This is a genomic window from Polaromonas sp. P1_E3 (assembly GCF_056405935.1).
This window is the reverse complement of sequence record NZ_JBFUBD010000137.1, coordinates 1-6862: the sequence shown is the minus strand read 5'-3', so window position 1 is coordinate 6862 and position 6862 is coordinate 1. Positions and strand designations below refer to the sequence as shown.

Annotated in this window: 7 protein-coding genes and 1 pseudogene; 5 read left to right on the top strand and 3 right to left on the bottom strand. The window is 63.9% G+C overall.

Annotated elements, in window-relative coordinates:
* Both AC1D0Z_RS13840 and cphA read left to right on the top strand, forming a co-directional pair.
* Positions 1–789 (top strand): annotated as a pseudogene (locus tag AC1D0Z_RS13840) (cyanophycin synthetase); the annotation flags it as partial.
* Positions 789–3392, top strand: a complete 2604-nt coding sequence (cphA, locus tag AC1D0Z_RS13835; protein ID WP_477658805.1) for a cyanophycin synthetase — start codon at positions 789–791, stop codon at positions 3390–3392. The pseudogene AC1D0Z_RS13840 and the gene cphA, both read left to right, overlap by 1 nt.
* A 45-nt stretch (positions 3393–3437) precedes the next feature.
* On the opposite strand, the gene AC1D0Z_RS13830 is transcribed toward cphA, so the two are convergent.
* Both AC1D0Z_RS13830 and AC1D0Z_RS13825 read right to left on the bottom strand, forming a co-directional pair.
* Positions 3438–3686, bottom strand: a complete 249-nt coding sequence (locus AC1D0Z_RS13830) for a hypothetical protein (RefSeq protein WP_477658804.1) — start codon at positions 3684–3686, stop codon at positions 3438–3440.
* Positions 3687–3715: 29 nt separating this feature from the next.
* On the bottom strand, positions 3716–4174 hold the full coding sequence (locus AC1D0Z_RS13825; RefSeq protein ID WP_477658803.1) for a hypothetical protein: 459 nt from the start codon (positions 4172–4174) through the stop codon (positions 3716–3718).
* A gap of 104 nt (positions 4175–4278) precedes the next feature.
* Between AC1D0Z_RS13825 and AC1D0Z_RS13820 the strand changes: the two genes are divergently transcribed.
* From AC1D0Z_RS13820 to AC1D0Z_RS13810, 3 genes are all read left to right on the top strand, one after another.
* On the top strand, positions 4279–5109 hold the full coding sequence (locus AC1D0Z_RS13820; protein WP_477658802.1) for an urease accessory protein UreD: 831 nt from the start codon (positions 4279–4281) through the stop codon (positions 5107–5109).
* Positions 5110–5374: 265 nt separating this feature from the next.
* The gene (locus tag AC1D0Z_RS13815; RefSeq protein WP_477658801.1) at positions 5375–5860 is read left to right on the top strand and encodes a hypothetical protein; all 486 of its coding nucleotides are present in this window, start codon (positions 5375–5377) and stop codon (positions 5858–5860) included.
* A 271-nt stretch (positions 5861–6131) separates the two neighbouring features.
* Positions 6132–6479, top strand: coding sequence for a hypothetical protein (locus AC1D0Z_RS13810; RefSeq protein WP_477658800.1), 348 nt, complete (start codon positions 6132–6134; stop codon positions 6477–6479).
* 74 nt (positions 6480–6553) lie between these two features.
* On the opposite strand, the gene AC1D0Z_RS13805 is transcribed toward AC1D0Z_RS13810, so the two are convergent.
* The coding region (locus AC1D0Z_RS13805; protein WP_477658799.1) for an aminotransferase class I/II-fold pyridoxal phosphate-dependent enzyme at positions 6554–6862 on the bottom strand (309 nt) is incomplete at its 5' end.

Sequence of the window (6862 nt, the reverse complement as noted above, 5' to 3'; positions counted from 1 at the left end):
ATCTGCGACCATCTTTTCCCCGCCACAGACTCCGACGGCCCCGACGGCCGGATTCCCATCGTCGGCAYTGCCGGCTCCAGCGGCAACGAACGTGTGGCGCGGCTGGTGGCCTGGCTGCTGCACCTGTCGGGCCGCCACACCGGCCTGGCCTGCCAGGGCGGCCTGTTCCTGGACCAGCGCTGTGTAGACGCGTCCAACTGCGCGAACTGGGAAGCCGGCCAGCGTCTGCTGATCAACCGCGCAGTACAGGCCGCCGTGTTTGAAAACGGTGCCGACACCATCCTTCGCACAGGCCTGCCCTATGACAAATGCCAGGTCGGCGTTGTCACAGATCTGGGCGGCGCCGAAGGCCTGGCCGAATTCGACATCACCGAAGCTGACCAGATGTACAAGGTCATGCGCTCGCAGGTCGATGTGGTGCTGCCCGGCGGTGCTGCGGTGCTCAATGCCGCAGATCCCCGCATCGCCGAAATGCAGTCGCTTTGCGACGGCGAAGTCATTTTCTACAGCACCGACCCCAAGGCCGGGGCCATTGCGGCGCACTGCGCCAAGGGCGGCCGCGCGCTGTACCTGCGCCAGGACCAGGTCGTGCTGGCCACTGGCGCCAGCGAGGCTTTTTTGCCGGGCCTCGGCAAACTGACCGCCTGGCGCGAACGGCGCGGGCTGTCCGAAAGCGGGCTGCTGGCCGCCGTGGGCGCCGCCTGGGCGCTGGGCATTCCGCTCAACCTGATAGGCGCCGGCATGGAAGCCTTTGAAACCACCCCTAAAACCGCCGGGAGTGCCGAATAATGGAAGTGTCCCGTATCCGCGCCCTGCGCGGACCCAACCTCTGGAGCCGCCACACGGCGCTCGAAGCCATCGTTGCCTGCACTGCAGCGGAGTGCAATATCGCCGGCCTGCCAGGCTTTGAGCCGCGCGTGCGCTCACTGTTCCCCGAGATGGGCGCCTTCCGCCAGACCGGCCATGCAGGCCCCGTCTCACTGGCTCATGTACTGGAAGCCGCCGCGCTGGCGCTGCAGACGGCCGCCGGTTGCCCCATCACCTTCAGCCACACCGCCGCCACAGTGGAAGCCGGCACCTACCAGGTCATCGTCGAATACAGCGAAGAAGCCGTTGGCCGGCTCGCGGTGGAGCTGGCACAGGCCCTGATCCACGCGGCCCTGCGCGATACCGCTTTCGACCTGGACGCCGCGATTGCCCAGCTGCGCGAGCTCGACGAAGACGAGCGCCTTGGCCCCAGCACYGGCGCCATCGTCGATGCGGCCGTGGCACGCGGCATTCCCTACCGGCGCCTCACCAAAGGCAGCATGGTGCAGTTCGGCTGGGGCTCCAGACAGCGGCGCATCCAGGCCGCGGAAATCGACGCCACCAGCGCCGTGGCTGAATCCATTGCGCAGGACAAAGACCTCACCAAAAAGCTGCTGCGCGCGGCCGGCGTGCCGGTGCCGCTGGGCCGTCCGGTCACCGATAGGGACGATGCCTGGGCTGCCGCCCAGGAAGTGGGTTTGCCTGCGGTGGTGAAACCGCTGGACGGCAACCAGGGCAAGGGCGTCACCGTCAACATCACTACGCGCGACCACCTGGACATTGCCTACAAGGCCGCCGCCGAATACGGCGACGTCATGGTCGAAAAATTCCTGCCCGGCAGCGACTTCCGCCTGCTGGTGGTGGGCAACAAGCTGGTGGCGGCTTCGCGGCGCGAGCCGCCGCAGGTGGTGGGCGACGGCCTGCACACCGTGCGCGAGCTGGTCGACATCGTCAACCAGGACCCCAAGCGCGGTGAGGGCCATTCCACCTCGCTCACCAAGATCCGCTTCGATGACATCGCGGTGGCCCGCCTGGAAGCGCAGGAGCTCACACCCGACTCCATTCCCGCCAAGGGGCGCCGCGTCATTCTGCGCAACAACGCCAACCTCAGCACCGGCGGCACCGCTACCGATGTGACGGACGACGTGCATCCGGCTGTTGCCGCCCGTGCCGTGGCGGCCGCGCAAATGGTCGGCCTGCACATCTGCGGCGTCGACGTGGTCTGCGAAAGCATGCTGCGCCCGCTGGAGACACAAAACGGCGGCGTCGTGGAAGTCAATGCAGCGCCCGGCCTTCGCATGCACCTGTCGCCCTCTTACGGCAAGGGCCGCGCTGTGGGCGTGGCGATGATCGACGAGCTCTTTGCCCCAGGCGACAACGGCCGTGTGCCGGTGGTTGCAGTGACCGGCACCAACGGCAAGACCACCACCACCCGCCTCATTGCCCATCTGCTGGCCGCCGACGGCCTGCGCACCGGCATGACGAACACCGACGGCGTGTATATCAACGGCCGGCAGACCGACAGCGGCGACTGCAGCGGCCCCAAGAGCGCGCGCAACGTGCTCATGCACCCCGACGTCGATGCGGCCGTGTTCGAGATTGCCCGCGGCGGCGTGCTGCGCGAAGGCCTGGGCTTTGACCGCTGCGAAGTCGCGGTTGTCACCAACATCGGCAGCGGCGACCACCTGGGCCTGAACTACATCACCACGGTGGAAGACCTGGCCGTGCTCAAGCGTGTGATCGTGCAGAACGTCTCGACCACCGGATACGCCGTGCTCAATGCCGCAGACCCCATCGTCGCCGACATGGCCGCCACCTGCCCCGGCAAGGTGATCTTCTTCGCCGCCGACAGGCATCACCCGCTGATGGCCACGCACCGCGCGCAGGGCAAGCGCACCGTGTACGTCGACGGCCCCATGCTGGTAGCCGCCGAAGGCGCGTGGGTCGAGCGCATCGCGCTGCAGGGTGTGCCCGTCACACGGGGCGGCACCATCAGCTTCCAGGTCGAAAACGTCATGGCCGCCGTCGCGGCAGCCTGGGGCGCAGGCATCAACTGGGACACCATCAAGCGCGGGCTTTCCAGCTTTGTGAACGACGCGCACAACGCGCCCGGCCGTTTCAACGTGATGGACTACAAGGGCGCCACGGTCATTGCCGACTACGGCCACAACCCCGACGCCATGCGCGCGCTGGTGGCCGCCGTCGATGCGATGCCGGCCACGCCCGGCCAGCGCCGCAGCGTGGTGATCAGCGGCGCCGGCGACCGCCGCGACAGCGACATCCGCGACCAGACCATCATCCTCGGCGGCGCGTTTGACGACGTCATCCTGTACCAGGACGCCGCCCAGCGCGGCCGCGCCGACGGTGAAGTGATGGGCCTGCTGCGCCAGGGCCTGGAAGGCGCCCACAAGGCGCGCCGCACCCAAAAGATCGACGAAATCCGTGGCGAGTTCCTGGCCATCGACACCGCGCTCTCGCGCCTCTCACCCGGTGACCTCTGCCTGATCCTGGTCGACCAGGTACAGGAAGCACTGGACCATCTGGCCGCGCGGGTGAAGGAAGCCAAAGAAACTGTTGCGCACTGAGCGGGCAAGCACGGCCAGGGTGGGCCCCTCGTGTGGGCCGGCCAGCTATGTTTTTCTTTCGCTCTTGCGCTGTTTTCTGATTTCGACCGAAAGGTTGTGGTCCGCGATGATTCTTTTCTGCCGGAGTTCCAGCCATCGGACCGCCCAGAAACCCAAAAGCCGGAGGACGAGCAAATACGCAACCGCAACGGCAAACGACAACCAATCTCCGAGCATTGCCCGCACCGGCGCCTGCCAATAGCCCAAGGGGAACATCCCAACCAGGTATATCCAGAAAGGCAGGCGGTTCTTCATAGGCTATTCATGGCCATGAGACACACAGGCTAACCCTTGTCCTGAGCATCGCAAGGCGCTGCCTCGATTGAGCATCCGGACAGCCTCGGGAACCGATGGTTGCACCATGCGTCAATTTCCTCAGCCGTGTAGCCCAACAAGAAGCTTTCCATCCGCTCCACCTCTTCGGATTGCCAGCTGTTCATCAGGTAGCGCACGCGCAAAAGAAGCGAGATGGCAGGAATTCGCCAGGCTTCCCGGGCAAGTGCGAAAAACACATACTTGATTTGCACATTGCGATTCAAGCCGGGATGGAATTCCCCTGTGTATGTCTCCTCACCGCGCACAAAAAGCCCCTGATTGACATAGGGAGCGAACTTCCCTTCAGGAATAATTTCCTCATGTGGCAGGACACTTGTTTCGTCATGGAACATCGCCAGCGGTTTTACTCCCGCCAACATGAGTTCCAGCTCGCGATTCGTATGGTTTGCGGCGCTGAGATCAATCATGGATCAACAACTCGTTGGACACAAGGACGCGCACAACCAGTCCGGGGCGAAATAGCATGTCGCTTCATCGTAAAGATTGTGCCACCCGACGTTAAACTTGCCCCATGACCTGGAACGCGACCCTCGCACTCGACTACACCCACCAGGCCGGCAAGACCCTTGCCCACTTTCGCCATAGCGGCCCCCTGCGCATCCTGCAAAGCCTTTATCCCGAAGGCGACGCGATTTGCCACAACGTCATCGTGCACCCGCCTGGTGGCCTGGTTGGCGGCGACACGCTGGACCTGGCCTTTACCGCAGCGCCCGGCGCGCACGGCCTCATCACCACACCCGGCGCCACACGCTTTTACCGCTCCGCCGACGAACCCGCCCTGCAGCGCACCCGCCTTGACCTGCAGGCCGGCGCCCGCATGGAATGGCTGCCGCTCGAAGCCATCTGCTACAGCGGCTGCCTTGCCGAAAACCGCCTGACCATGACGCTGGCGCCCGGGGCCGAGCTGATCGGCTGGGACGTCACCGCCCTGGGCCTGCCCGCCGCCAGCCTGCCGTTTGAAAGCGGCAGTTTTCGCCAGCACATCGAAGTGCCCGGCGTCTGGCTCGAACGCGCACGCATGGAAGCTACCGATACCTTGCTGATGAACAGCCCGCTCGGCATGGCTGGCAACCGCTGCGTTGCGTCTTTGTTCTTCGTGACCGGCAGCAAGCTGGAACGCCATCGCCGCCAGCTGGCGCTGGACTGCGCGCGGGAAGTGATGCAAGCCCACCCGCTGAGTGCCAGCGCCGGCGCAACCAGCCCCGACGCGCAGGTCGTCGTCATCCGCGTGCTGTCACCGGTGGTGGAGCCTGCCATGGCCCTGCTCAAGCAGGTCTGGCAAGCCTGGCGCACACAGCTCTGGCAACTGGCGCCGTCTACGCCGCGCATCTGGTCGATGTAGTCCCCTGCAGCCGCCATGCAGGCTGTACAAAAAGACATCTCAGAAAATTCGGTGAATCCCGCACCGCGCTTCACCCGGCTTTGCAGCCTTTAGTTAGCCATGCGGGCACCAGCCCCTGAGCCATCTATCCCGCTGAAAGACCTGTCCTACAGGCGGACAGGCGTAGGGCACGGCTGATCCGGAGCTTTTCCTTTCATGGCCGTTTGCGCGGGCGGCCCAGACTCCATGTATCGATATCCATCGAGTTTCGACAAGGAGTTTGACCATGACCGCATCCCTGAATTTACGCCTTGCGCGCACTGCCGCCTGTTTCGGCGCAGCCGCCCTGCTCTCTCTGGGCGCCACTGCCCAGATTGCTTCCGGCACCACCGGGATCGACGCCACCGGCAATGCCCAAAGCGAGATGAACGCTTGTAAAACAGGCAGAACGCAGCAGGACCGTGAAACCTGCATGACCGAAGTCCGTAACGCCAACGCGGCCAAACGCGCCGGCAAGGTCGACAACGCCAACGGACAGTTTGCCGCCAACGCCCTGAAGCGCTGCGATGTCTTCAAGGGTGAAGACCAGATCGCCTGCCAGGCGCGTATCGTGGGTTACGGCAAGGCCGACGGCAGCGTCGCCGGCGGCGGCGTGGTACGCCAGGTAGAAACCGTTGTCGTGCCGGCCGATGCCACCAACGTGCGCATACAGCCGCAGACATCAACCGACAACATTGTGGTGATCCCGGCGCCTGCCGCAGCACCGCAATAACAGTTGCCACTCGCTCCGCCGGGGTTTGATGAATTCACCGGATGGATGCAGAAGCAAAGGTGGGCCGCTTGCGGCCCACTTCTTTGTCTGTGGCCCGCGTATTTGCCGCCGTTCAGCGGGCAGCGGGCTCCACACCCTGCCGGCTTGGGTAACTCACCGGTAAAGCCCCCCAACAAGGCATTTCAGGCGCATGATGAGCAAGTCTTCCCCACGCGTTCATCAACGACAGCCATAACCGGTTACCCGGCATCACCCGCCACGAAAGCACCCCATGCAAAAGCCTCCGAAAACTTCGCCCGAGAAGCCACAACTGGCGCGTGCGCTCGAAAAAAATGATGCCGTGCAGGACACGGTGGAAAGATCGGCACAAGAACTGCTGCTGATCAACAAGGTCCTTGAAAAAGAAATTCCGCCCGCAGTCAAAACGGGTGACGTTGCGATGGCGCTGGTAAAAACCGCAGAACTGGAAGACCAAATCCAGAGTTCCGCGGAAGAGCTGGCACACGTCAATGACCTGCTGGAGCAGGAGATTGCGGAGCGTGCCGAATTGGAGAAAAAACTGCTGGCAGCCACAGCCGGTACCGCAGAAAAAGGCACGCCCAATGCCACCGGCAATTGACAAAACAGGCCCGCCGCCTTTGGTGCTGCCGGGATTGAGCCACGTAAAAAATGGGCCGCTTGCGGCCCATTTTTTTATCCTTCCTGCTTATCGGCCTGAGCGGATTTCAGCACCCCATCCGCCTTGAACATGACCTTGATGCCGCGCACCGCCTGCCGTATCCGAGCCTCATTCTCGATCAACGCAAACCGCACATAGTCATCGCCATGGTCGCCAAAACCGATGCCGGGTGACACGCACACCTTGGCTTTCTCCAGCAACTGTTTGGCAAATTCCAGCGAGCCGAGTTTGCGGTAAGCCTCGGGGATGCGCGCCCAGATGTACATCGAAGCCTTGGGGCAGTCCACCGGCCAGCCCGCTTCGGTCAAGCCCTTGTAGAGCAC